Genomic DNA, 23,896 nt, shown 5'->3' with positions numbered 1-23,896 from the left:
GAAGCGGCCCATTATTGGGCCGCCTTGATCAATTTGGCTTTGTCTTTTTAAGACTATTGCCATTATATGCTAAGGCGTCTCGATGGCCCACAATTCGCCATCGCGGGTCTGGGTATAGACCACGCGGCCTTCCACCACAGGGTCGGTGTAAATGCCCTCATCGACATCATCGCCACCCACTTGCAACCGGGAGACTATCTTGCCGTCACTCTGATTCAGCCAGTGCAGGAAACCGAACTTGTCGCCCACTACTACATAGCTGGCTACCGGCTCTGCTGCCGTCAGCTGACGACCACGCAAGCTGTTGTGACTCCAAAGCTCCACGCCGCTGCGTCTGTCCAGTGCATAAACAACACTGTTGTTATCGACCACAAACAGATTGTTGGCATCCAGGCTGATACGACGATAGGACTTGTATTCACGCTTCCACACTACGCGACCACTGCGGATATCCACCGCAGCCAGGGTACCGTCAAAGGACACCACGTAGATCATGCCGCCAAGCACCAGAGGCTCGACATCAATATCAACAATGCGCTCCAACTCGGTGGCACCGGTTGGGGCGGCAACGGCTTGTTCCCAGGCGATCTGACCATTGTTCAGGATCACTGCAGCCAGTTTACCGGAGGCCGTTCCCACAATGGCACCACCACTGCTGATGCTGGCAGCTGATACACCACGCAGCGAAAGCGGCGGTACTTCAGACTCATAGCGCCAGCGTTGTTCACCGGTTTCAGCATCCAGGGCAAACATCACGCCTGCACCGGTATTCACCACCACAGTGCCTTCATCCACCGCAGGACGGGCTAACACTTCACCTTTGACCTTGGCGCGCCACTTCACTTCACCCGTGTTGACGTCCAATGCAAAGACATCACCGTTTTCAGTGCCTAAAAAGACTTTTTCGTAACTTACGCTCAATCCACCGGCAATACGTGCTGGCGCACCAGAGCGCCAAAGTTTGGCGACACCGTCATACCAGCTATCGTCTTTGAATATGGCCAGGTTTTGTTCCCAGACCAGCTTGCCACTGTCACGTTCAAATGCTTTGACCATGCCATGACGGCTTGCCGCAAAAACCTTCTCGTAGGCCACCGCGGGCTTTAAACGGGAGAAATGCTCGCCAACGCCATCGCCTACACTACGCTCCCATTTCGCTTGGGCCATAAACTGTGATTCGATGGGCTTAAGCTTTTTAATCTCAATCTCTTCATCGTCCATAAACCAGGTTCTGGCATCCATCCAATCAGGCAATACAGAACAGCCGGACATGCCCAGCACCGACAACAGACACAGGGCCTTGATGCAATTTTTCACAAGCAGCCCCTTATGCTCCGGCTGTGGCCGCAGCCGACAGATTATCCAACTTCATTTTCAGCAGGTTGTTGCCGCTGTTTTTCTCAAGAGCCGCGCTGTAAGCAGCCCGGGCCTTATCCACATGGCCCTGAAGACGATAGACATCCCCTTTGAACTCTTGCACCTGGGCAACGAAAGCGTCACCAGACACTTTATCCAGAGTAGACAAAGCATTGTCGTATTCGGCTTGTTGAATTTGAATGCGGGCCAAACGTAAATTCGCTACCGCGGCGACTGCATCTACTTCAGCATGTTCAGCTGCCCAGCGCAGCTTGTCAGCAGCCTCTGTGAGATTGTCTGCATCCACCGCTTTTTGTGCTGCTTGCAAGGCAGCGAGTACGGCATAACTGTTGTCAGAGTGGGTTTGGATAAACTCGCTGACTTTGCTCAAGTCATTGCCCGCTTCCAGGCTGCTGATAGCCTGCTCGTATTGTGCGGAAGCTTGTTCCTGACCAGCAAATTTTGTTTCATTGTAATAGCGCCAGCCCCACAGACCACCCAGGCCCAATACTGCGCCGACCACGATGGCCATGCCATTGTCTTTCCAAAACTTTTTGATGGCTTCGACTTGTTGTTCTTCAGTGTTATAAATTTCCATCTACTTCCCCTAATACTTCTAATCTTCCAGAACCTGACGCAAGGTGGCAACCAGTTCAGCCACAGGCACTGAACGCTGCTCTTGTTCCTGGCGTAGGAATTTCAAGGTGATCTTATTTTGCGCTGCTTCTTCATCGCCAATAATCAGGGCAACGGAGGCACCACTTTTATCTGCGCGCTTCATCTGTTTCTTCAGATTGCCGCCACCACAGTGACTCTGCAATCGCAAGCCGGGCATTTGGTCACGTAAGCTTTCCGCTAACTTAAAGCCATAAGCGGTAACGTCGTCGCTCATCAGGCACAGGTATACCTGTACGGCAGATGGGACTTTTTCAGCCTGGCCCATGGTTTCCAGTAACAACACCAGACGTTCCATGCCCATGGCGAAACCCACTGCTGGTGTCGCTTTGCCACCTAACTGCTCAACCAAACCATCATAACGACCACCGGCACAAACGGTACCCTGAGCACCAAGAGCGTCAGTGACCCATTCAAACACGGTGCGGTTGTAATAATCCAACCCCCGCACCAGGCGCGAGTTAACCCGGTATTGGATGCCCAGTTGGGCTAATCGTTCACACAAGGTGTCAAAATGTTGTTTGGATTCTGCATCTAGGTAGTCCAGCAGATCCGGTGCATCAGCCAACAGAGCCTGCACGTTGCTGTCCTTACTATCCAACACACGCAAAGGATTGCTGGTCATGCGACGTTTGCTGTCTTCATCAAGCTTGTCCTGATGAGCAGTCAGAAACTCAATAAGGGCATCACGATAACGAGCACGAGCCTCACTGGAACCCAGTGAGTTGATTTCCAACGTGACTTTGTCGGCCATACCGAAGCGCTGCCACAGACGGGCGGACATCAGGATCACTTCGGCATCGATATCCGGACCGTCCAAACCAAACACTTCCACCCCAAACTGGTGGAATTGACGATAGCGGCCCTTTTGCGGACGCTCATGACGGAACATGGGTCCCATGTACCACAGGCGCTGCTGTTGATTGTACAATAGACCATGTTCGTTTCCGGCGCGTACGCAACTGGCGGTGCCCTCTGGACGCAAGGTAAGGCTGTCACCGTTGCGATCTTCGAAGGTGTACATTTCCTTTTCGACGATATCCGTTACTTCACCGATAGAGCGCTTGAATAACTCTGTACTTTCCAACACCGGTGTGCGGATTTCCTGATAACCGTACCCGGCTACCACCTCACGAATGACTTGTTCTGCCCACTGCCACAAGCCAGACTGCTGTGGCAGGCAGTCATTCATTCCGCGAATGGCCTGTATTTGTTTGGTCACTGATCTGCTATCTCAAACTGAAAAATAGGGATGTGCCACTAGCGCGTGGCCATAATTAAACCGGCGATTATAGGGACTCAGGAGGCAAAGGTAAATCGACGAAAAAGCCAACTGCTAATCAGGCCTGCTCAACCTTCACCGGAATACGGTTTTTCTCTTCTATTTGTGCCGCTTTTGCACGGATGCGCTTTTCAAGTTGGGCCACCAGATCGTTGTTGTCCAAACGCTCTTTCTGACGCTGGCCATCCAAATAGAAACCACTCATATTGCGAGCACCGGTCAATCCCAAATCTGATACCTCAGCTTCGCCCGGGCCATTCACCACGCAGCCGATAATGGAGACATCCATGGGCGTAAGTATGTCTTCCAGGCGTTGCTCCAGTGCATTTACAGTGCCTATCACGTCAAACTCCTGACGAGAGCAGCTTGGGCAGGCAATGAAGTTAATGCCACGGGAACGGATACGCAGCGATTTGAGAATATCGAAACCGACTTTGATTTCTTCCACCGGATCGGCTGCCAGCGAAATGCGGATGGTATCGCCGATACCTTCTGCCAGCAGCATACCCAAGCCAACCGCACTTTTTACCGCACCGGCACGAAAACCACCGGCTTCGGTAATCCCCAAATGCAACGGCTGATCGATTTTGCTTGCCAATAAACGATACGCGCCCACCGCCAAAAACACATCAGAGGCTTTCACACTGACTTTGAAACTGTGGAAATTCAGGCGATCGAGAATGTCCACATGGCGCATGGCGGACTCCACCAAGGCCTCAGGGGTGGGCTCGCCATACTTTTCCTGCAAATCCTTCTCTAAAGAGCCACCGTTTACGCCGATGCGAATCGGGATCCCCTTGTCGCGGGCACAATCCACCACCGCACGAATACGCTCTTCATTGCCGATATTGCCAGGGTTGATACGCAGGCAATCTGCACCGTACTCGGCCACTTTGAGGGCAATACGATAGTCAAAGTGAATATCGGCAATCACCGGAATATCCACCTGGGCCTTGATTTGCTTGAAGGCTTCGGCGGCATCCATAGTGGGTACGGATACCCGCACGATTTCACCGCCCACGCCCTGAATACGTTTGATTTGCGCTACCGTTGCCGCCACGTCGGTGGTCGGCGTATTGGTCATGGATTGCACGGCAATAGGTGCGCCGTTGCCAATAGGCACATTGCCCACATAGATACGGGTCGACTTGCGGCGCTTGATGGGAGATTCGGCAAACATGATAACAATTCCAGTGATTGGACGAGGCAGCCTACTGCGTCATGGGCAAGGTAAAGCGCGCGGTCTGCCCCGGTTTAAATACAGACATATCTACAGGACGGCCATTATAACTTATTTGCACCGACTCTGGCGCACCAAGAACCACTTCAAAAGGTGGTAGGCCAGTAACCGGCATAATACGCCCTGAGGCTTTTACACCATAGGCAATGGCTTCACCGGTTGCATCGGTAATATTGATCCAACAATCACCGGCAAATTCAAAAATCAGCTCAATCTCTCTGGCTGTGTTACTGGCAGGTTGTGTTTCCTGGTTTCTCACCACAGGCGAGGCTTGCGTCGGCGCGCTTTGCTCAGGTTGAGTGGCAGTCGGCAAAGTCGCAGATTGTGTCTGCATTTCAGGCTGGCGCGTCTCAGTTTGGGTATTTTGCGACTCAGAAAGCGGTAAAGCAGGCTGATTGGGGTTATCCGCTGACGGCACAGACGAATCCGCCTGTTGCATCAAAGCCGCCTCATCACGAAGCTGCTCATCCTCAGAAACCTGGGGGTCAACGACTTCTTCATAGGGCGCAAGGTCTTCTGTGGGCGCAGCAGATTGGTCGGTTTCCGGCTCAGACGTCCCGATCTGCACCGACTGCTGAACAGGCAAAGGGACCATCCCTGATTCCGGCATACTGCTGTCACTTTGCTGCCACCACCACAGGACAACCAGCGCCAGAATAATGGTCAGGATCAGATAGGACACCAGCATTAAACGATCGTCGCTGGTTTCTCTCTCCACACGGCGGGAAAAGCTCTGTAGTTTGGCCGGCTCCTGCCTTGAGGCGTTCATTTCCTCGAAGGCTTCCAACACCTTGTCCGAATCCAAGCCAACCAATTTGGCATAGAGCTTCAAATAACCGCGCGTGAAGGTCACCGAGATGCGCTCGTCAAAATGCTCGGCTTCAAGATTTACTACATTGCCCGGACGCAAGTTGAGCTTGGTGGCAACCTCTTCTACCGACAAGCCCAGGGCGATACGTGCCGATTTGAGCATATAACCAGGGCCAGCCTTGACCTCATCAGCTCTATTTAAGGTTTCCACATTGTCTGCGTGATTCTCGACTTCTACAGAATCCGCATCTTGCTGTTGGTTTTCTGATTTCATTTGCTACTCAGGCGCCCTTACCCGCAACTTTTGACCTACATAAATGGAGGAAGCATCTTTAAGATTATTCCACTCTATCAGCTTCTCCATTCTTACATTGTATTTCAAGGATATACGATACAGATTTTCATCCTTTGCTACGGTATGCAGTTCTATCTCATCGTTCACCTGCTCGCTGTTCCGGTCTGACTCTTCCCCTGTGATGGATGTCTCTTCAACCGAAGGCGCCGATATTTCATCTGAAGCTTGGGTGCCGGATGCTTCTTCTGCCAAGTCCACAGGCTCCGGCTCTGGGGGCGTGGTTTTCTCAGTCAGTTGTGGCTCTGGGCTCTGAGGTTTGGTCGTGTCCACAGGCTCAGGCTTGGGACTTGGGATTTCCTGAGTCACCTCAGGCTGGGGTTTAGCAATCACTTTAGGAACTGCAGGCGTCACCGGCGCGGATATGTGCTCGGCATCATATTGTAACAGACGAAACGCTTTATTGGCCTGGTGTTCAGGATATAACTGCAGGAGCATACGACCATAATCTTCCATAGCCTTAATATTACCCAGGCCTTTTTCTATTTTGGCGGCCAACAACAGCGATTCAGGGGTAACACGCGCCATTTTTTCATATTTGACCAGCGTTGCCTTTGCAGCATACCAATCCTGCTGATTGGCTTGCAGTTCAGCCAACAACATCAGGCTCTTTCCGCGTCCGGGCTGATGGTTAAGGGCCAGACGCAGATAATTAATGGCATCAGCGAGTTGCCCCTGGCTCTGGCTACACAGCGCCAGGTTTTCATAGGATTCGGCGGTACGAATATAATTTTGCGTGGCGATGGCGTCTAAAAAGTAGCCTTTGGCCTTTTCATACTGTCCTTGCTGGCACAAAAAAGCGCCATAACTGTTGAGAATGTCGGGATTTTTCGGCGCCAGCGCCATAGCGTCACTGTAGGATTTGTTGGCTAACTCTGTTTCGCCCACCAACTGGTAGTAGTACGCCATGCCGTAGTGGGCATCGGCCAGACGGGGCGCATACTGCAGCGCTTTATCCAGGTTAAATTTCGCTTGAGAATAATTGCCGTTTTTAAGGTAGGTCAGTCCCAGCGATATACGGGTCTTAGCCGCATCCACCTGGTTAAAATTGGCAGATTGACTCCCCTCTTCCACTGAGGGTTGACCGGCACAACCGGCCAACAAGATTACTAAGAAAAAAAAGTACTTACGCATCAATGGCCACGCATTTGCCTGAGTCACATTAAGCCATTTTTACCGAAATCTGCTCGCCCTTCATCTGTTTTTTCATCATTCGCTTGGTTCGGTCCACCACATCGCCGACCAATTGACCACATGCGGCATCGATATCGTCACCACGAGTCTTGCGCACGACCACGGTAAAACCGTATTCCATTAACACTTTGGAGAAGCGGTCAATGCGCGAATTGCTGGAGCAGGTGTAGGGGGAACCTGGATAAGGATTGAAGGGGATCAAGTTGATCTTGCTGGGCGTGTCTTTCAGCGCGCGCGCAAGCTCATGAGCCTGGTCCATACTGTCATTAATGCCATTGAGCATGACATATTCGATGGTTACCCGTCCCTGGTTGGCATTGGACTTGGCCAAATAACGACGCACACCAGCCAGAAGCTCAGCAATGGGATACTTTTTATTAATGGGCACGATTTCATCGCGCAATTCATCATTAGGTGCATGCAGTGAAACGGCCAGGGCTACATCAATTTGGTCAGCCAGCAGATCCAGAGCAGGCACCACGCCAGAGGTGCTTAATGTCACCCGGCGCTTGGATAAGCCGAAGCCGAAGTCATCCAACATAATGTCCATGGCCGGCACCACGTTTTTCAAATTCAGCAGCGGTTCGCCCATGCCCATCATCACCACATTGGTGATCGGTCGCTTGGCGGTGTCTTTAGACAAACCAATGGTTTTGGCCACACGCCACACCTGACCAATGATTTCAGAAACCGACAGATTACGGTTAAATCCCTGCTGGGCAGTAGAGCAGAAGGTACATTCCAGGGCACAGCCCACCTGAGAGGACACACACAAGGTGGCACGATCGGTCTCGGGGATCCACACCGCTTCCACTTCCTGTCCGCCTTTCAGCATAAGGGCAAACTTGATGGTGCCGTCGCTGGCATTTTGCTGACGGGAAATCTCTGGTGCTTCAATGACACAGTGTTCCGTCAGCTTGGCACGCAGAGCTTTGTTGAGGTTGGTCATCTGTTCAAAATCGTCACAGCCTGCCTGATAAATCCATTTCATCAGCTGATCGGCACGAAAGGGCTTTTCACCGATACTGGCGAAGAAATCCCGCAAACCCTGACGATTCAAATCCAACAAATTGGTTTTCACTGCGACCATTCAAACAACCCTCATACAAAAGTGCGCGCATTGTACAGATTTTAACCAGCAAAAGCCATTCGCGGGTTACCGGCATACTTTTTTGTCTCATTAAAAAAGGGAGCCTGGCTCCCTTCTTTCAGTTGCCTTCGCAATTAACGAGTGCGTGGGCAAAGCTCTTCGTCAGAGAAGAAGTAAGCAATTTCACGAGCAGCAGAGGCAGCAGCATCAGAGCCGTGAACCGCGTTCTCATCGATAGAAGCGGCGTAGTCGGCACGCAGAGTACCGGCCAGCGCATCCTTAGGATTGGTAGCGCCCATGATTTCACGGTTCTTACGCACAGCGTCTTCACCTTCAAGTACCTGGATCATCACCGGACCAGAGGTCATGAAAGAAACCAATGCGCCAAAGAAAGGACGCTCTTTGTGCTCGGCGTAGAAACCTTCGGCCTGCTCTTTGCTCAGGTGCAGCATCTTGGCTGCAACGATGCGCAGACCAGCAGACTCGAAACGGTTGTAGATAGCGCCGATGACGTTCTTGGCTACTGCGTCAGGCTTGATGATGGAAAACGTGCGTTCCAGAGCCATGTTTATTCTCCAAAAAAGATAAGGTGAAAAATTTGAGCGCGGATTATATGCAATAATCCCAGGCTTGACCATGTGATCGACACTAAAAAACGCAAGTGCGCAATTATCCTGATTTTATTGGGTGCAAATCGTTGTTCGGGCTACGCTTACTAAACCTGATGCCCAAGAGTTGAAGATGTATTTGAAGCGGTCTCTACTCCTGATCCTGGTGGTTTATACCAACAGTGTTTTAGCCGTAGCAAAAGATCGGTTGGTGGTAGCCACTGCCTTATGGGAGCCCAACTACACTACTGAAGAGGGCAATGGCATCTACCAACAGATCGTCAACAAAGTCTATGAAGATTTTGCGATCCACTATGAGTATGCCAGCTACACTCGCAGCAAAGCGCTGGTAAAAGAGGGAAAAGCGGATTTATGGTTAGCCGCCTACGCAGAGGAAGAAGACTACGCTCTCTATCCGACATTACCCTTTGACGGCGATATGATCTCACTGGTTGGTTTGCCTTCACAAACCAGTGTGCCTGAAGATCTCGGCACGCTGTCTGTGGCCTGGGTAACAGGTTACCAACTGCAACGATATTTTGATCCACCACCGCGCCACTACTACGAAGTAGAGAGCACCGACGCAGCCCTGCGTATGTTGTTGGCTAAACGTATCGACTATGTCATCGACGAAAGTTGGAATCTGGAGCATCAGCTCGCAGAGGATCCGTCTTTGCAAAAGCGCCTGCGCATTTGGGAATTAGCGATATTGCCGGTATACCCGGCCTTTCAAAAAAATGCTTCCGGGGAGTCTTTGCGAGAATTATGGGATCAGCGCATGCGACTGCTATTTGAAAGTGGTTGGCTGCAACAGTTGTATCAGCAAATGGATGTCGAGTATCGCCTGACATCCTGTCTTTCTGAGGACGCAAAAGGCGAGAAAACGGCGATAACCTGTTTACGAATTAAACCAGACGCCTTTAAGACGCCCCTTCTGACAAAGCCTCAAGAACGCCAGTAATAGCGTGAAAATCCAGCCGCGAAGCTTTGCCCACGATGCCCCTGATGATATAGTCCGCGCCGCCCTGACGACCGGGTTAATACTTGAGTAAAATGCTCAAGTAATATAAAATCCCCGACCAGAATCAGGCGTTTAATTTTTGCGACACAAGCGGATTCCTCTCACAATAATAAGACCGGGCCGGGTTCATTCCTGTGAAGGTCAATAAATCGAATCATCAGCGCAAAAGATGACTAAGCAGTGCAGGCTGCCCACCAATGGGTGGCGTTTTCGTCAGAGCCGCATGCGGCCAAACGATCAGACAGTGATTGAGACCAGACTATGAGTGAACAAATCGAAAAGGCGCTATCTCGCAAGTACGAGGCCGGTTTCGTTTCTGAGATTGAATCAGAAACCTTTGCCGCCGGCCTCGACGAAGACGTGATCCGCCGCATTTCCGCCATGAAACAAGAGCCACAATGGATGCTTGAATGGCGACTCAAAGCCTATGAGTCCTGGCTGAAGATGGAAGAGCCTGAGTGGGCTCATCTGCATTACCCCAAGATCGACTATCAGGCCATCTCCTACTACTCAGCGCCCAAGAGTATGAAAGACAAGCCCAAGTCGCTGGATGAAGTCGATCCTGAGCTGCTGCGCACCTATGAAAAGCTGGGCATTCCGCTGTATGAACAGCAGATGCTGGCCGGTATTGCCGTGGATGCGGTATTCGATTCCGTATCCGTGGTCACTACCTTCAGGGAAAAGCTGGAAGAAGCCGGGGTCATTTTCTGCCCTATCTCCGAGGCGGTACACAAATACCCTGATCTGGTAAAAAAATACCTGGGCACAGTAGTACCACGTTCGGACAACTACTTTGCTGCGTTGAACAGCGCGGTGTTTACCGATGGCTCTTTTGTTTATATTCCCAAGGGCGTGCGCTGCCCTATGGAGCTGTCCACCTATTTCCGAATTAATGAACAAAACACAGGGCAGTTTGAGCGCACCCTGATCATTGCCGATGAGGGCAGCCATGTCAGCTACCTCGAGGGTTGTACCGCGCCACAGCGTGATGAAAACCAGCTGCATGCCGCGGTCGTAGAATTGGTCGCGCTGGATAACGCCAAGATCAAGTATTCCACTGTACAAAACTGGTATCCCGGTGATGAAAATGGCAAGGGCGGTATCTACAACTTCGTTACCAAACGCGGTATTTGCCATACCAAGGCCCATATCTCCTGGACGCAGGTGGAAACCGGCTCGGCCATTACCTGGAAATACCCAAGCTGTATCCTGAAAGGCGACAACAGCGTTGGTGAATTTTACTCGGTGGCCCTGGCCCGTGGTCGTCAGCAGGCCGATACCGGTACCAAAATGATCCATCTGGGCAAGAACACCAAGTCCACCATTATTTCCAAAGGGATAAGCGCCGGGCATGCCAACAACGCCTATCGCGGCCTGGTACAGATGGGCCCCAATTCAGACGGCGCACGTAATTTTACTCAGTGCGACTCGCTGTTGATTGGCGATCAGTGCGGTGCCCATACCTTTCCGTATATTGAAAGTCGTAACCCGTCTGCCATCGTCGAGCATGAGGCTACCACCTCCAAGGTCAGCGATGAGCAGCTGTTCTTATGTCAGCAGCGCGGTCTGGATGCCGAAAAGGCCGTGTCCATGATCGTTAACGGGTTCTGTAAAGAAGTGTTTAAAGAGCTGCCGATGGAATTTGCCGTAGAAGCCGGCAAATTGCTGGAAATCAGCCTGGAAGGTTCGGTGGGCTAAGCCAACTCGGCGAAGCCCTGTAGGTTAAGCCTCGCAGGCTGGCCACCACCTGTCATCGTCAGTTTTCGTATTTGGGGTATCACATGCTAAAAATCAGCAACTTGCACGCCAGTGTAGAAGAAAAAAACATCCTGAAAGGTCTGGATCTGGAGATTCGTCCAGGCGAGGTGCACGCCATTATGGGCCCTAACGGCGCCGGCAAAAGCACACTAGGCTATGTGTTGTCAGGCCGCGAAGGTTACGAAGTAACCGAAGGGAGCGTGGAAATGCAGGGCCAGAATTTGCTTGACCTTGAAACCGAAGAGCGCGCCCGCGCCGGTCTGTTTCTGGCTTTCCAGTATCCGGTGGAAATCCCCGGCGTCAGCAATATGGAATTTATGAAGGAATCGGTGAACGCCATTCGCGAAGCCCGCGGCGAAGAAGCCCTGAGCGCTGCCGACTTTCTGAAAAAAGCCAAAGAAGCCTGTAAGCAAGTCAACCTGCCACTGGATTTCCTTAAGCGTGGCGTTAACGAAGGCTTTTCCGGCGGTGAGAAAAAACGTAACGAAATCATGCAGATGATACTACTCGAGCCGAAGCTTTGCATCCTTGATGAGTCAGACTCCGGATTGGACATCGATGCCCTGCAGGTAGTGGCCAAGGGCGTCAACAGCCAGCGCAGCCCAGATCGCAGCTTTATAGTGGTCACTCACTATCAGCGGTTGCTGGATTTCATTGAGCCGGACTTTGTGCATATTCTGGCCGATGGCAAGATTGTCAAAAGCGGCGATGCTTCACTGGCCAAGGAAGTGGAAAAAACCGGTTATGCCTGGCTCGGTGCAAAAGGCGAGGAGAAAGAGGCATGAGCCAATGGCTTGAGCAGGTAATCGAACGCGCCGAAAAGGTCAGTGATCATCTCAGTGCCAAGCGTGGCGAAGCTCTCTCATTGCTTCGTCAGCAGCGCTGGCCCAATCGCCGTGTTGAGGCCTGGAAATATACCTCTTTAACGCCAATCGAACAGCTGACTCTGGTCGAGGGTGCTACCAATCAGAAGATTGCCGATATACCCGCCATTCCCGGTGTAAACAGCCTGGACCTGGTGTTCTGTGGCGGCCGTCTGGTCACTGATCTTAGCGGCTTAAGCCTGCCCAAGGGGCTTAACATTCTGCCCTTAAGCCAGGCACAGCAGCAGACCCTGTCCCTGTTTGCCAGTATCAAGCCCAAGCAGCATTTGTTTGGCCTGGTCAATGATGTACTTGCCATTGATGGCCTGCTGCTGGATATCGAAGCCGGCGCTGACATCACTCAGCCAATACGCATTGTCTATTTGTCGCAAAAAGACAGTGAATCCCACAATCGCTTGTTGGTGCGTGTGGGTGAAGGCGCAAAAGTCTGTGTTATCGAGCATGCGTTGGGCGCACAAAGCAGCCTGGCCACCGAGTTTGCCGAATACAAAATTGAGAAAAACGCACAGCTTGAACATTACCGCCTTAACCTGCGTAGCGGCAAAGCCCTGGATGTGGGCGGCAATCACTTTTTCCTCGATGAGAAGGCACAGCTGAATAGTTCCCTGGTGGCCTTTGGTAGCGACCTGTCACGTCTGGATGTGGATATTGTCCATGGCGGCGAACATGCCAATGCCAAATTTAACGCCATCTACCTGCTAGGTACTGGTGAGACCTTCGATCTGCATAGCTGTGTGGAACATGCGGTCGCCCACGGCACCACCGAAGAAAATGCCAGAGGCATTATTGGTGATCGCGCCAAAGCGGTATTTAACGGCCGTATTCATATTCATCGTCATGCCCAGAAAACCCTGGCGGAGCTGAATAACCGCAATCTCCTGTTATCCCGTCGCGGCCAGGTTAACACCAAGCCGGAGCTGGAAATCTACGCCGATGACGTTAAGTGCGCACACGGCGCCACCGTTGCCGAAATTGAAGAAAAGGCCCTGTATTATCTTCGCTCCCGCGGTATTTCCCGCAGCCAGGCCTTGGTAATGCTCAACTATGGTTTTATCCAGGAGTTGATCGATGAGTTGCCCAACCAGGCTCTGGCCGATTGGTTAGCGCCCATGCTGCGTAGCCGTTTTGAACAGATGGAGGTCAAATGAGCCTGGATGTGTTGGCCCTGCGTCAGCAGTTTCCCATTCTTGCCCAGCAGGTTGACGGTAAGCCCTTAGTCTATCTGGACAATGCGGCCACCACACAAAAGCCGCAGGCCATGATTGACGCCCTGGTTAACTTTTATACCCAGTGCAATGCCAACGTGCATCGTGGTGCACATTATCTGTCCGATGAAGCCACGCGCCGTTATGAGCGCGCCCGCGACACAGTCGCCGGCTTTATCCATGCCAGTGCACGGGAAGAGGTGATTTGGACCAGTGGCACCACCGAAGGCATCAATATCGTCGCCCATGGCATGAGCAAACGCCTGAAAACCGGTGAAGAAGTGCTGGTCACCGAGATGGAGCACCATGCGGATCTGGTTACCTGGCAGCAGGCTTGTTTACAATCTGGCGCCACTCTGAAAGTGGCACCCATTCTGGATAACGGCGCGCTGGATATAGCCGCCTTTGAAACACTACTAAACGAGCGCACCAAGATGGTAGCTCTGCCTCATGTGTCCAATGCACTGGGGACGCTTAATCCGATCAAAGAGATTGCCGCCATGGCCAAAGCCAAAGGCGCCCTGGTGCTCATTGACGGTGCCCAAGGTGTCGCCCATGGTCAGGTAAATGTGCAGGATATCGGCTGTGACTTTTACGCCTTCTCCGGGCACAAACTCTTTGGTCCCACCGGCATCGGTGTGCTGTGGGGACGCAAAGCCGTATTGGAAGACTGGCCGGTATGGCAGACCGGCGGCGAAATGATTTCCAAGGTTACCTACGAATGCTCCACCTGGGGTGCGTTGCCTAATCGTCTTGAAGCCGGTACGCCCAATATTGCCGGCGCCATCGGTATGGCCGCGGCCATCGCCTGGTTCCAGAGTCTGGATTTAGCCGCCGTACAATCTCATGAAAAGCAATTGCTGGCCCATGCCACCGAGCAAGCCATGGCTTTTGAAGGTCTAAGATTAGTAGGCACAGCGCCGGATAAAATCGGGGTCATGAGTTTTATCCTCGAAGGCAGTCACCCTGCTGATGTGGGCTTTATTCTGGATAAGCAGGGTGTGGCCATACGCACCGGCGATCATTGTGCGCAGCCTTTGATGCGCCGCCTGGGTGTGCCCGGCACCGCCCGCGCCTCTCTCTCCATCTATAACACCCTGGAGGAAGTGGACATGCTGTTTAAGGCTTTGAAAAAAGCCCAGATGATGTTGGCTTAGGAGGTAAAAAATGAGTGTTGAAACCTTCGTTCCCGAACAAACCGTGATTTCTCTGACAGATGCTGCCATCCGTCATTTTGAGAGCAAAGTCGCCAAGGCGCCTGGCAAAGTGCTGCGGCTTTCCACCAAGGTCAGCGGCTGCACCGGCTATGCCTATGTGTTGGATCTCGCCGACGAAGCCAAGCCCACCGATATTATTGTAGAGGCCAGCGACAAGCTGAAAGTGGCGGTCGCCTTCGATGCCCTGAATCTGGTGCGTGACACCGAGATTGATTATGTCAAAGAAGGTATCAATGGCCTGGTTAAATTCAATAACCCTAATGTGGTCGATGAATGCGGCTGCGGCGAAAGCTTTAACGTGAGCTAACCATTCATGCAGCAAAGAATGGTGGTCACCCAACGTGACTGTAAAGCCAGGCGCGTGCCTTCCGGGCAAATTCAGGTGATCCCTGAAGGGGAATTTGTGACCTTGACCCAGGACTTAGGCGGTAATTACACCGTTACCTGGCATGGCAATATGCTGCGGATTGATGGCACCGATGCCGACGCCCTGGGACGCAAGCCACAAGAGCTGTATTTCGAGCCACCAGCCGATGACAATATTGTCGAAGCCCAGGTGTGGCAGGCGCTGGAGACTATCTACGACCCTGAAATACCAATTAATCTGGTTTCTCTTGGCCTGATTTATAAGGTCTGCATCGACCAGCAGCAAAAAGCGGTATTGATTGATATGACCCTGACCGCCCCGGGTTGTGGCATGGGACCGGTGTTGGTGGGTGATGTAGAATACCGCGTGTCCATGGTACCCAATGTAAAGAGCGTTAAGGTCAATCTGGTCTTCGATCCACCTTGGTCCCGTGAGATGATGAGCGAAGAAGCACAGCTTGAAGCCGGGCTGTTTTTTTAAGCTAGAAGCAAAGAACAACGCAGGACAACTACCCCTATGGCAATACCCAGCAGCCAGGAGATCATTGAGGATCTGGAATTTTTCGATGATTGGGAGCAGCGCTACCAATATATTATCGATCTTGGCAAACACCTGCCCGCCATGGATGACAACCTGAAAACCGAAGATCGGCTGGTGCGCGGTTGTCAGAGCAATGTATGGCTGGAAACGCAGGAAAAAGACGGCAAACTGCACTTTGAAGTGGCCAGCGACGCCATTATCGTTAACGGTTTACTGGCCCTGGTAATGGCTGCCTATAACGATAAAAGCCCACAGGACATTCTGGCCTTTGATATCGACGGCTATTTTCAGGCACTGGATCTGGAGCGTCATATCAGCCCCACCCGCGGTAACGGCCTGCGCGCCATTGTCGGCAAAATTCAGGGATTGGCAAAGCATCACTAGCCTCCTGTTTGACAAACTTGACGCGCAGAAGCTGGGTTAAAACCTACCACCACCTAGTAAATGCCAGGAATAAAAGTAGCAATCTGCTGCTTGTATTTCTGATAGGTGGCGCCGAAGTTTTTGATGAGGTCCCGCTCTTCAAAGTAGATCCCCACCATTGTATACAAGGTGAATAGCACCGATAGCACCAATCGCGTGACTGTCATGGTGGGCACTGACCAGAGTAATATCAGCATACCAAGCATCATCGGATGGCGGCTATAGCGATACATATACTTGTTAGTAAAGGCCAACGGCGTGTAGGGGATGTTTCTGAAGTACAGATACACCTGGCGCAATCCCATGAGTTCGAAGTGATTAGTGACAAAAGTCGCCAATAACAGATACAAGATCCCGGCGACATAGGCTGTGTAAATGGCGCACATCCCAATCTGATTCTGTACCTGCCAAACCACCCCGGGCAAAGACTGCCAGAAGTACATGATGATACAGGTCACCACCCCCGACATCAGCATAAAGGTGGAGCGCTCGGCTGCCTCAGGCAGGAATTGGCTCAGCCACTTTTTAAATTTCTCTCTGGCCATTACCGTATGTTGCACGGCAAATAAGGAAATTAGGCCTGTATTTGCCAATAGTCCTGTCCAAACCGATTCCGCTTGCCAATCACTGAGGCCAACAGGCGCAAATGCGCCTGCCCCAAGGATCAGCCAGAAGAGTCCAAAACAACCTATGGCATAAGCCAATAAGCCATAAACCAGCACAACAAGGCGTTTGCTAACATCCACAACATCAAATGCCAAAACATTGCTTGTGTATTGATTGGTACTTTTCATGATCTTACCCTCATACTTGTGCCGACTTAACGCTTCTGTACGACGATTTCCAAATACTCAGAAGGCACCACCATGGTGTTATCCTGGTCTCGGTTGAAACGGGCAATCAGTTGATGAATGTCTTGCTCCAGACAGGCTGCCTGCTTCTCATCCAGGACGGAAAAAGCCTTGTGCACAGGTCCGTAGTAAGCGCGGAACAAATCAATCCAGTGCTGCGCCGAACAGTAGCGGAAAACGAACTCTCTGCTGCGAAAGGTAATATCGCTTGCCAGGCCGGCAAAGTGCTCCTCAATAAAGGGCCTGGTGCCCCATAGTGCAGGAGATTTCAACCCCGCAGGCGGGGCTACGTACTTACCAATAAGCTTAAACAATTGGCCGACAAAACCCTCAGGTGTCCAATTCACCAAGCCAATCTTGCCGCCGGATTTACAAACCCGAAGCAATTCCTTGGCACTCTGAGCCTGATTGGGCGTAAACATGACGCCAAAGGTGGAAACGACGTTGTCAAAAGCGCTATCGCCAAATGGCAAGGCTTCGGCGTCGGCAAACTGGTATTCAATGTCCAGTCCTTCGGCTTGTGCACGCTTTTTGGATTGGTCCAGCAAAGACTCGACATAGTCAGTAGAGGTAACATGGCAGAAGCGGCGTGCCGCAGCCAACGTCACATTGCCATTGCCACTGGCGATATCCAATACAGACTCGCCGGATTTTAAATCCATGGATTCACACAACTGCTCGCCGGTGATCTGCAGGGTCACTCCAATACGACCATAATCCCCTGAGCCCCAGGTTAAACGTTGCTTCTCCTTAACGGCGGCGTAATTGATATCCAGTGTTGGTTGCTGTTTTGTGATGGTTAACATGAGTTCATCTCCTGATGGTTAGTGAGACATGATTGTCTCGACAGGAGCAATGATAGGGAGACATCACTAAGGCGGCTTGAAGAAAACCTGCAGGTTTTGTGGAGATTAGGTGGGGATATCTATGTCTTTATAAATGCAGTAGTTTTCAGCAATAAACCCTCAGCCAAACAAGGCATATTGCTGCATTTTCTGCACTTCTTCGGGTCGCACGAAGCGTTTAATATCATCCAGGGTCAGCTTGGGGCGAATACGACGCGCATCTTCAATGGCGGTGGCAGCGGCTTCGGGTTGGTCAGCCAGCGCCAAAGCAATGCCCAATACGATACGGGGTAAAAAGATTTTATCATCAAAAGCACAGGCATTTTGGGCCACCTCAATGGCTTCATCTAAGCGCCCATAACTGAGTAATGCCCTGGCAAGCAAAGCCCCCCAAGCACCGATACGATTATCCCTGGGACTGATGCGAATGCCGTGGTACATGTTGGCAAAGCCCTGTTCCTGGCCAATCTGCAGCTGCGCCGCCCCCAATGCCGCCCACCCTTGAGCATTACTGGGATCGAGTTCCACACAACGTTCCAGCAACTTGATACCGCGAAAAAAATCCCCCATGTCGGCAAAGGCACAACCTACGTAACCCAGCACATCCGGATCCTGGCTATCCAACGCGATAGCTGTCTCGGCAGCAGCCATTGCTTCCTCGTGCCAACCGTCATGATTGACCAAACCGACCAAATGGCCGATGGCCAGTGTCAACGCCAAATAGGCATGGGCGAAGGCCAATTCAGGATCTTTGCTGATGGCCTGGCGCAGTAAATCAGCACACTCCTGAAAGCTCTCTTCACTCCAGCCTTTTAATCCCAATACTGCGTGTCCCTGGCGGTACAATTCCCAGGCACCAAGATCAACCTGGCGGCGTTTTCGCAACGTGGCAAATTCCACCCTGTTGATTTCCGGTTCAATGGCACTGGTAATATTCAGGGTGATATCTTCAAGCTGCTCGGTCAGGTTACCAATCGGCACATTCTTTCTCACACCCCACAGCACTCGCTCATTGGTGGCTTCCACCAATTTGATGGATAAATTCACCTGCTCACCAAGACAACGAACCGTGCCATCCACCACATATTGGGCACCTAACTCTTGTGCAATGCTGCTGTGGCTGGAAGGATTGGCCCGATAATAGGCCCCAGTATTGCGGGAGGTCACCAGAAACCCCGGGGTTCTGGCCAGATGAATATTAATGTCTTCGTAAAGTGTCTCTGCGAAGAAGGCTATCAGATCAGAGCCTGTGCATTGGAACGGTAAAACGGCAACCACAATACGTTTGTCTGGCGTCATGTCGCGAATGGGAAACAGGCAAACACTGCCCCCCTCCTGACTTCCGGCTATGGCGCTTTGCCGCAACTGCTCATCGATACCGGCGCTGCCTGTCTGGGGATCAATCTCAGCGGCGCCGGACTCATTAACATCAAAGATGAAACGAAAGCCTCTTCGGTTTATGGTCGCAATGTATTTTTGCGCTTTACCACCATCACCAATAGCTTTGCGCGCTGCCTTAACACAGCTGCTGAGGGTGGAATCACTGATCACCTTACCGGCCCACAGGTTATCCATTAACTCCGACTTGCTGACAATCCGGTCCCGATGGCGCAACAGGTAGGCAAGCAGGTTAAACACCTGAGGTTCAATAGCCAAAGGTTCGCCCTTGCAGCGCAATTGGTAATTGGCGGTATCGACTTCAAAATGATCAAAGGTGAAGTTCATTGCAGCGGTCATTCCATCGTTTCACTACATTGAAAAAAGCGTAAAGATCGGTAAATGTCTATTAAATCGCAATTTTCATAACAAACAATCCCACCAGCAAACAGCCGGGAAAGGCAAATGCGCTATCGCTTTTGCCAGGAGTCAGTGAGAAAGAAAGGTGACACACTTAGGACCCGTTGAGTGACGAGATCACCAGTTGATGGCCATTGCCTGCAACTTATCCAGGGTCTCCCTGATATGAGCGATGGCAAAATCCACTTCTTCCTCAGTGGTAAAGCGCCCGATAGATAAGCGAATAGCGCTGTGGGCAAGTTGGTCAGGTATGCCCATGGCAGTCAGTACATAGGAAGGCGCCACACTGGCAGAATTGCAGGCGCTGCCGCTGGAGACCGCGATATCGGTCAGTGCCATTAACAGGCTCTCCCCTTCCACACCGTCGAAACTGACATTCAGATTGCCGGCAATACGCGCACTGGCGCTACCGTTTAGCTGAATGCCTTTAATATCTTTAATGCCCTGCCACAGCCGCTCACGCAAGGCCAGAATGCGAGCGTTCTCGCCATCCATCTCTTCTTTGGCGATGGCAAAAGCCTCTCCCATGCCGACAATCTGATGGGTAGCCAGGGTGCCGGAGCGCATCCCCCGTTCATGTCCACCGCCGTGGATAAGGGCCTGAATCTGAATTTTGGGTTTACGCCTGACATATAACGCACCAATGCCTTTAGGCCCGTAACTTTTATGGGCAGAGAAAGACATCAAATCCACCGGCAAGCTTTGCAGGTCGATAGCCACCTTGCCGGTGCTTTGCGCTGCATCTACATGAAACAACACATTGTGCTCGCGGCAAATTTGTCCCAAGGCGGCAATATCCTGGATCACCCCGGTTTCATTATTCACATGCATCACCGAGGCTAGCAGGGTATCGGGACGCAACGCCGCTTTAAAGGTTTCAAGATCCAGTAAACCGTCGGCTTTGGGTTTCAAATAAGTAATCTCAAAGCCTTCCTGCTCAAGCTGAGCACAGGCATCCAGCACCGCTTTATGTTCGGTGGCAACAGTGACGATATGTTGTCCCTGTTCAGGGCAGGCTTTATTGCGATGCTGATAAGCCACACCTTTAATGGCCAGGTTATCCGATTCGGTGGCGCCAGAGGTAAAGACGATCTCACGGGGATCGGCATTCACCAGTTCGGCAATGTGATTACGGGCCACATCTACCGCCTCTTCTGCCTGCCAACCATAGCGATGGGAGCGCGACGCGGGGTTGCCAAAGATGCCATCCAGGGTCAGGCATTGACACATTTTTTCGGCCACACGGGGATCCACGGGGGTGGTAGCGGCATAATCCAGATAAACGGGCTTTTTCATGACTGGCGATTACATTCTTAAGGAGATTTTCATGTCCTGATCATCATAGCGCTTTTGCTTATCCTGGCGCATGGCCACTTGTTGCACATCGTGCTGCGCCATTAACTCGCCCAGCGTGATACTGTCCAGAAATAAGGCTATACGATTACTGAGATCACTCCACAGGCTATGGGTCAGACAGCGCTCACCGCCCTGACAATCGGACTTGCCACTGCAGCGGGTGGCATCCACGGATTCATCCACGGCGTGGATCACCTGGCCCACAGAGATACGCTCGGCCGGCAAACCCAATTTGTAGCCACCACCGGGACCGCGCACACTTTCCACCAGCTTATGACGGCGTAAACGGGCAAACAATTGTTCAAGATAAGACAGGGAGATTTCCTGGCGCTTGGAGATATCGGCCAGGGATACAGGCCCGCGCTGTGAGTGCAACGCCACGTCCAGCATAGCAGTGACGGCATAGCGGCCTTTGGATGTCAATTTCATGGCGAAAACCCTCTAGATCAGGGGCCAGAGCATGCCATACCCGACTATTTTAGTAAAGTATTTAGCCCTACTCTTTAGTAGGGTATTGGCTTCCTCAATTGCTTTTTTCCGGGGACGTTGGGCTTGGGATCTATTGCCCGCCTTCGGCCCTTAATCTACATTGAATCTCGAGGGTACCTTCGTATTCGGCAACTAATCCAACTATTAACCAAAAAGATAATCAGACCCGACTGTGCTTATCCATCTCAAATTAAAGAAGCTCTTCATGCTCAAAGAATCCCAATCGTTGAGATATTTCTTGTATGCCTTGGGCGAAATCGCACTGGTAGTCGTGGGTATCCTGATTGCGTTGGAATTGGACAATTGGGACAAAGACAAACAAAACAGAAAGCTGGAATTTCAGTATTACCAGAGTATGAAGTCCGAGTTGCTGCAAGACAGGAATTTATTGCTCGCTGAAATCCAGGATGGCAGTGAATTCTTGCAAAGATACGAAGAAGCCAGGGCAATTATCATTGCCAATGACCGCCAAAAAGCCGCCGAGTTGGCGGCTTATGCCTCTGATCTAAAGAGCTTTTCTGATTTCAGACAAAGCAGTAGCGCCTATCAGACGCTGATTAACAGCGGCGAAATTAAACACATTAGAAACAAAACCATTATCGCCGGCTTTCAAAACCTTGAGCGGCTTTATTCCTATATCGAAAGACTGGAAGATATTCATAAACAAGCGGTGATGGACGACATCATTATACGGGTTGTGGAAATCATTCAATTCAACCCGCTGTCAGTGGAACAGCCTGAGGCCCTATACAGCTACCAGTTCAATAATATCTTTTATTTGGTGGCCGGGCTGATTGTTGAAAAGAATGATGTCTACAACTCGGCCGTGAAGGGCATTGACGGCCTTATCGAAGAGCTTGATCGGGAGCTGACTACCGATAGCCAATAAGTTAATAGCCGGCAAAGCCTTTCTGATATTCCGGCCGGGCTTTTACGGTTTTAAAGGCCTCAACTAGACGCGCAAGATCTGAGGGTTCGGAATCTTTGTTGGCAGCGAGATAGACATCCACGGAGAGTTCCGGCACCTCATAAACCACCCTCATCAGACTGCAATCATAATCATACTGTGCAGCCAAATCACACACCAGGTAGCGATCTACCACGAACGAGTCTATTAAGCCTTTATACAGTAGGTCCAACAATTCCTGCAGAGAACTCCTGACCACCAAATTCTTATCCGATAAACCATGGGCAAGTAAATAATCGTGGGTGTAATCATCGCGCATGGCCCCGATCACATAACTTTTAGCATCGGCAGTGGAGTTGATTTGAAATTCGGTATTTTGCTCAAGGGCCATAAAACTTAAATGAAAGCGCCCCAATTTACCGATCCATTGCAGTTGCGACTCTCTTTCAGGAGTGCGGATGGTGGAGTACAGCAGGGTGTTTTGTCGCTTTAGCGCCTTATCGAAGGCCCTTGCCCAGGGGTAGACTTCAAATCGAGCAGGGATCTTGGCTTGTGCCAGCACGTCGCGCACCAGCTTGGTGGTCACGCCGCGTACCTGACCATCGACAATATATTGCAGCGGCGGCGCATCCTCGGTCACTGCAACCCATGGCGTTGCCACAGCGATTAAGTGCACTGAATAGAATGTGACAAAAATAACGATTCGAAGCACGTTCTGCCCTCACCAGGTGAGCCAGCCTATTGTGGTCGTCACCCTTAATTACCCAACTTAACAGAATGAAGAGTAATGCATAGCAAGGGCATTAGCACTTATGTTGAATCAGTCCAGGTCCTTTTGTGTCTGCGCCTCGCTCTTAGCGACTTCAGGCTTCTCAAACTCTTCCAGTTCAATGGCAGGCAGTGCCTTGTCGCAGACATTACCACCTATCTGATTAATGGCCTTGCACATGTCTTCCACTTTAGTGTCCAGCATATGCAGATGATCCAACAGTTGACCAATAGCATTGGCGACCGGGTCGGGATTGTCAGGTGATACGGCATAGGCATCGAAACCATATTTCTTGGCAATTTTATCGCGGTGATTATTGCCTTCGGCTTTCTCTGCCTTATGCGCGACAATACGTCCGGGAATGCCCACCACAGTGGCCTCTTCTGGCACGTCTTTGACCACCACCGAATTGGAGCCCACTTTGGCCCCTTTACCGATGGTAATAGGCCCCAGAACTTTGGCGCCGGCGCCGATGACCACATTGTCCAAAAGCGTTGGATGGCGCTTTCCGGCGCTCCAACTGGTGCCGCCGAGGGTCACCCCATGATAAAGGGTAACATCGTCGCCAATTTCAGCGGTTTCACCGATCACCACACCCATGCCATGATCGATAAAAAAGCGCCGCCCCAGCTTGGCGCCGGGATGAATTTCTACGCCGGTCAGCCAGCGCGCCAGAGTAGACAGCGTGCGTGCCAGCCATTTCCAGTTTGCCCGCCATAGTTTATGCGTGAGCCGATGGACCCAAATCGCGTGCAAGCCGGGATAGTTGGTCAGCACCTCAAAGGTAGTGCGGGCTGCAGGGTCGCGATGAAAGACGCTTTGAATATCTTCTTTAATGCGTTCGAACATGATGCCTTGGG

At 51.5% G+C, this 23,896-nt stretch carries 24 protein-coding genes; 9 read left to right on the top strand and 15 right to left on the bottom strand.

Translation table 11 applies throughout. The annotated features are described in order from the left end of the window. Positions 1 to 69: 69 nt before the first annotated feature. The 8 genes from bamB to ndk all read right to left on the bottom strand — a co-directional run bounded on the left by bamB (position 70) and on the right by ndk (position 8,565). Positions 70 to 1,317 carry an outer membrane protein assembly factor BamB gene (bamB, locus tag P2G88_RS11820; RefSeq protein ID WP_275796188.1) on the bottom strand — a complete coding sequence of 416 codons (1,248 nt, stop codon included), beginning with the start codon at positions 1,315 to 1,317 and terminating at the stop codon, positions 70 to 72. Between the two features lie 10 nt (positions 1,318 to 1,327). Then, positions 1,328 to 1,954 (bottom strand): tetratricopeptide repeat protein, encoded by a 627-nt coding sequence (locus P2G88_RS11815; RefSeq protein ID WP_275796186.1) that lies wholly within the window; start codon positions 1,952 to 1,954, stop codon positions 1,328 to 1,330. Positions 1,955 to 1,972: 18 nt separating this feature from the next. After that, positions 1,973 to 3,253, bottom strand: coding sequence for a histidine--tRNA ligase (gene hisS / locus P2G88_RS11810; protein WP_275796184.1), 1,281 nt, complete (start codon positions 3,251 to 3,253; stop codon positions 1,973 to 1,975). Positions 3,254 to 3,371: 118 nt separating this feature from the next. Further along, positions 3,372 to 4,493, bottom strand: coding sequence for a flavodoxin-dependent (E)-4-hydroxy-3-methylbut-2-enyl-diphosphate synthase (gene ispG / locus P2G88_RS11805; protein ID WP_275796182.1), 1,122 nt, complete (start codon positions 4,491 to 4,493; stop codon positions 3,372 to 3,374). 31 nt (positions 4,494 to 4,524) lie between these two features. Then, on the bottom strand, positions 4,525 to 5,637 hold the full coding sequence (locus P2G88_RS11800; RefSeq protein ID WP_275796180.1) for a RodZ domain-containing protein: 1,113 nt from the start codon (positions 5,635 to 5,637) through the stop codon (positions 4,525 to 4,527). Positions 5,638 to 5,640: 3 nt separating this feature from the next. Continuing rightward, complete coding sequence (gene pilW, locus P2G88_RS11795) at positions 5,641 to 6,849, bottom strand: type IV pilus biogenesis/stability protein PilW (protein WP_275796178.1); 1,209 nt, start codon at positions 6,847 to 6,849, stop codon at positions 5,641 to 5,643. Positions 6,850 to 6,877: 28 nt separating this feature from the next. Then, on the bottom strand, positions 6,878 to 7,999 hold the full coding sequence (locus P2G88_RS11790; RefSeq protein ID WP_275796177.1) for a bifunctional tRNA (adenosine(37)-C2)-methyltransferase TrmG/ribosomal RNA large subunit methyltransferase RlmN: 1,122 nt from the start codon (positions 7,997 to 7,999) through the stop codon (positions 6,878 to 6,880). A 134-nt stretch (positions 8,000 to 8,133) separates the two neighbouring features. Further along, on the bottom strand, positions 8,134 to 8,565 hold the full coding sequence (ndk, locus tag P2G88_RS11785) for a nucleoside-diphosphate kinase (RefSeq protein WP_275796176.1): 432 nt from the start codon (positions 8,563 to 8,565) through the stop codon (positions 8,134 to 8,136). A 175-nt stretch (positions 8,566 to 8,740) separates the two neighbouring features. Here ndk and P2G88_RS11780 point away from each other — a divergent pair, with 175 nt between their 5' ends. The 8 genes from P2G88_RS11780 to P2G88_RS11745 all read left to right on the top strand — a co-directional run bounded on the left by P2G88_RS11780 (position 8,741) and on the right by P2G88_RS11745 (position 15,983). Beyond that, positions 8,741 to 9,568 (top strand): transporter substrate-binding domain-containing protein, encoded by an 828-nt coding sequence (locus P2G88_RS11780; RefSeq protein WP_275796175.1) that lies wholly within the window; start codon positions 8,741 to 8,743, stop codon positions 9,566 to 9,568. A 321-nt stretch (positions 9,569 to 9,889) separates the two neighbouring features. After that, positions 9,890 to 11,326 carry a Fe-S cluster assembly protein SufB gene (gene sufB / locus P2G88_RS11775; RefSeq protein WP_275796173.1) on the top strand — a complete coding sequence of 479 codons (1,437 nt, stop codon included), beginning with the start codon at positions 9,890 to 9,892 and terminating at the stop codon, positions 11,324 to 11,326. 83 nt (positions 11,327 to 11,409) lie between these two features. Continuing rightward, positions 11,410 to 12,171, top strand: coding sequence for a Fe-S cluster assembly ATPase SufC (gene sufC, locus P2G88_RS11770; protein ID WP_275796171.1), 762 nt, complete (start codon positions 11,410 to 11,412; stop codon positions 12,169 to 12,171). Beyond that, positions 12,168 to 13,418, top strand: coding sequence for a Fe-S cluster assembly protein SufD (gene sufD / locus P2G88_RS11765; RefSeq protein WP_275796170.1), 1,251 nt, complete (start codon positions 12,168 to 12,170; stop codon positions 13,416 to 13,418). Before sufC ends, sufD begins: the two co-directional genes overlap by 4 nt. After that, the gene (locus tag P2G88_RS11760; RefSeq protein WP_275796168.1) at positions 13,415 to 14,632 is read left to right on the top strand and encodes a SufS family cysteine desulfurase; all 1,218 of its coding nucleotides are present in this window, start codon (positions 13,415 to 13,417) and stop codon (positions 14,630 to 14,632) included. Before sufD ends, P2G88_RS11760 begins: the two co-directional genes overlap by 4 nt. Before the next feature lie 10 nt (positions 14,633 to 14,642). After that, a complete protein-coding gene (locus P2G88_RS11755; protein WP_275796166.1) occupies positions 14,643 to 14,999 on the top strand; it encodes an iron-sulfur cluster assembly accessory protein in 357 nt (118 codons plus the stop codon). Between the two features lie 6 nt (positions 15,000 to 15,005). After that, the gene (sufT, locus tag P2G88_RS11750; RefSeq protein ID WP_275796164.1) at positions 15,006 to 15,539 is read left to right on the top strand and encodes a putative Fe-S cluster assembly protein SufT; all 534 of its coding nucleotides are present in this window, start codon (positions 15,006 to 15,008) and stop codon (positions 15,537 to 15,539) included. Between the two features lie 36 nt (positions 15,540 to 15,575). After that, positions 15,576 to 15,983 carry a SufE family protein gene (locus P2G88_RS11745; protein ID WP_275796162.1) on the top strand — a complete coding sequence of 136 codons (408 nt, stop codon included), beginning with the start codon at positions 15,576 to 15,578 and terminating at the stop codon, positions 15,981 to 15,983. 53 nt (positions 15,984 to 16,036) lie between these two features. Here P2G88_RS11745 and P2G88_RS11740 read toward each other — a convergent pair whose 3' ends face one another. From P2G88_RS11740 to iscR, 5 genes are all read right to left on the bottom strand, one after another. Then, on the bottom strand, positions 16,037 to 16,816 hold the full coding sequence (locus P2G88_RS11740) for an NnrU family protein (RefSeq protein WP_275796160.1): 780 nt from the start codon (positions 16,814 to 16,816) through the stop codon (positions 16,037 to 16,039). A gap of 26 nt (positions 16,817 to 16,842) precedes the next feature. Beyond that, a complete protein-coding gene (locus tag P2G88_RS11735) occupies positions 16,843 to 17,679 on the bottom strand; it encodes a class I SAM-dependent methyltransferase (RefSeq protein WP_275796158.1) in 837 nt (278 codons plus the stop codon). Positions 17,680 to 17,838: 159 nt separating this feature from the next. Beyond that, positions 17,839 to 19,443 carry a winged helix-turn-helix domain-containing protein gene (locus tag P2G88_RS11730; protein WP_275796156.1) on the bottom strand — a complete coding sequence of 535 codons (1,605 nt, stop codon included), beginning with the start codon at positions 19,441 to 19,443 and terminating at the stop codon, positions 17,839 to 17,841. A gap of 189 nt (positions 19,444 to 19,632) precedes the next feature. Continuing rightward, positions 19,633 to 20,811 carry an IscS subfamily cysteine desulfurase gene (locus P2G88_RS11725; protein ID WP_275796154.1) on the bottom strand — a complete coding sequence of 393 codons (1,179 nt, stop codon included), beginning with the start codon at positions 20,809 to 20,811 and terminating at the stop codon, positions 19,633 to 19,635. 9 nt (positions 20,812 to 20,820) lie between these two features. Continuing rightward, positions 20,821 to 21,300 carry a Fe-S cluster assembly transcriptional regulator IscR gene (iscR, locus tag P2G88_RS11720; RefSeq protein WP_275796152.1) on the bottom strand — a complete coding sequence of 160 codons (480 nt, stop codon included), beginning with the start codon at positions 21,298 to 21,300 and terminating at the stop codon, positions 20,821 to 20,823. A 265-nt stretch (positions 21,301 to 21,565) separates the two neighbouring features. On the opposite strand from iscR, the gene P2G88_RS11715 reads away from it, so the two are divergent. Then, on the top strand, positions 21,566 to 22,249 hold the full coding sequence (locus P2G88_RS11715; RefSeq protein WP_275796150.1) for a DUF6090 family protein: 684 nt from the start codon (positions 21,566 to 21,568) through the stop codon (positions 22,247 to 22,249). 1 nt (position 22,250) lies between these two features. Here P2G88_RS11715 and P2G88_RS11710 read toward each other — a convergent pair whose 3' ends face one another. Beyond that, entirely contained in the window at positions 22,251 to 22,979 is a 729-nt protein-coding gene (locus tag P2G88_RS11710; protein WP_275796148.1) for a transporter substrate-binding domain-containing protein, read from the bottom strand. 108 nt (positions 22,980 to 23,087) lie between these two features. Beyond that, positions 23,088 to 23,885 (bottom strand): serine O-acetyltransferase, encoded by a 798-nt coding sequence (gene cysE / locus P2G88_RS11705; RefSeq protein WP_275796146.1) that lies wholly within the window; start codon positions 23,883 to 23,885, stop codon positions 23,088 to 23,090. Between the last annotated feature and the right edge of the window lie 11 nt (positions 23,886 to 23,896).

Source organism: Aliiglaciecola sp. CAU 1673, assembly GCF_029223185.1.
Lineage (GTDB): Bacteria > Pseudomonadota > Gammaproteobacteria > Enterobacterales > Alteromonadaceae > Bowmanella.
Note: the sequence above shows the minus strand (reverse complement) of the source record. Positions and strands in the feature narration are given on the sequence as shown.

What these genes read in the sequence shown, in the direction of transcription:
- P2G88_RS11730 (WP_275796156.1), bottom strand. Translation starts at nt 19,443, where the DNA reads ATGAACTTCACCTTTGATCATTTTGAAGTCGATACCGCCAATTACCAA.
- P2G88_RS11715 (WP_275796150.1), top strand. Translation starts at nt 21,566, where the DNA reads ATGCTCAAAGAATCCCAATCGTTGAGATATTTCTTGTATGCCTTGGGC.
- P2G88_RS11815 (WP_275796186.1), bottom strand. Translation starts at nt 1,954, where the DNA reads ATGGAAATTTATAACACTGAAGAACAACAAGTCGAAGCCATCAAAAAG.
- P2G88_RS11755 (WP_275796166.1), top strand. Translation starts at nt 14,643, where the DNA reads ATGAGTGTTGAAACCTTCGTTCCCGAACAAACCGTGATTTCTCTGACA.
- sufC (WP_275796171.1), top strand. Translation starts at nt 11,410, where the DNA reads ATGCTAAAAATCAGCAACTTGCACGCCAGTGTAGAAGAAAAAAACATC.
- P2G88_RS11725 (WP_275796154.1), bottom strand. Translation starts at nt 20,811, where the DNA reads ATGAAAAAGCCCGTTTATCTGGATTATGCCGCTACCACCCCCGTGGAT.
- cysE (WP_275796146.1), bottom strand. Translation starts at nt 23,885, where the DNA reads ATGTTCGAACGCATTAAAGAAGATATTCAAAGCGTCTTTCATCGCGAC.
- P2G88_RS11780 (WP_275796175.1), top strand. Translation starts at nt 8,741, where the DNA reads ATGTATTTGAAGCGGTCTCTACTCCTGATCCTGGTGGTTTATACCAAC.
- P2G88_RS11735 (WP_275796158.1), bottom strand. Translation starts at nt 17,679, where the DNA reads ATGTTAACCATCACAAAACAGCAACCAACACTGGATATCAATTACGCC.
- sufB (WP_275796173.1), top strand. Translation starts at nt 9,890, where the DNA reads ATGAGTGAACAAATCGAAAAGGCGCTATCTCGCAAGTACGAGGCCGGT.
- P2G88_RS11740 (WP_275796160.1), bottom strand. Translation starts at nt 16,816, where the DNA reads ATGAAAAGTACCAATCAATACACAAGCAATGTTTTGGCATTTGATGTT.
- P2G88_RS11790 (WP_275796177.1), bottom strand. Translation starts at nt 7,999, where the DNA reads ATGGTCGCAGTGAAAACCAATTTGTTGGATTTGAATCGTCAGGGTTTG.
- iscR (WP_275796152.1), bottom strand. Translation starts at nt 21,300, where the DNA reads ATGAAATTGACATCCAAAGGCCGCTATGCCGTCACTGCTATGCTGGAC.
- P2G88_RS11760 (WP_275796168.1), top strand. Translation starts at nt 13,415, where the DNA reads ATGAGCCTGGATGTGTTGGCCCTGCGTCAGCAGTTTCCCATTCTTGCC.
- ispG (WP_275796182.1), bottom strand. Translation starts at nt 4,493, where the DNA reads ATGTTTGCCGAATCTCCCATCAAGCGCCGCAAGTCGACCCGTATCTAT.
- P2G88_RS11800 (WP_275796180.1), bottom strand. Translation starts at nt 5,637, where the DNA reads ATGAAATCAGAAAACCAACAGCAAGATGCGGATTCTGTAGAAGTCGAG.
- P2G88_RS11745 (WP_275796162.1), top strand. Translation starts at nt 15,576, where the DNA reads ATGGCAATACCCAGCAGCCAGGAGATCATTGAGGATCTGGAATTTTTC.
- sufD (WP_275796170.1), top strand. Translation starts at nt 12,168, where the DNA reads ATGAGCCAATGGCTTGAGCAGGTAATCGAACGCGCCGAAAAGGTCAGT.
- ndk (WP_275796176.1), bottom strand. Translation starts at nt 8,565, where the DNA reads ATGGCTCTGGAACGCACGTTTTCCATCATCAAGCCTGACGCAGTAGCC.
- pilW (WP_275796178.1), bottom strand. Translation starts at nt 6,849, where the DNA reads ATGCGTAAGTACTTTTTTTTCTTAGTAATCTTGTTGGCCGGTTGTGCC.
- sufT (WP_275796164.1), top strand. Translation starts at nt 15,006, where the DNA reads ATGCAGCAAAGAATGGTGGTCACCCAACGTGACTGTAAAGCCAGGCGC.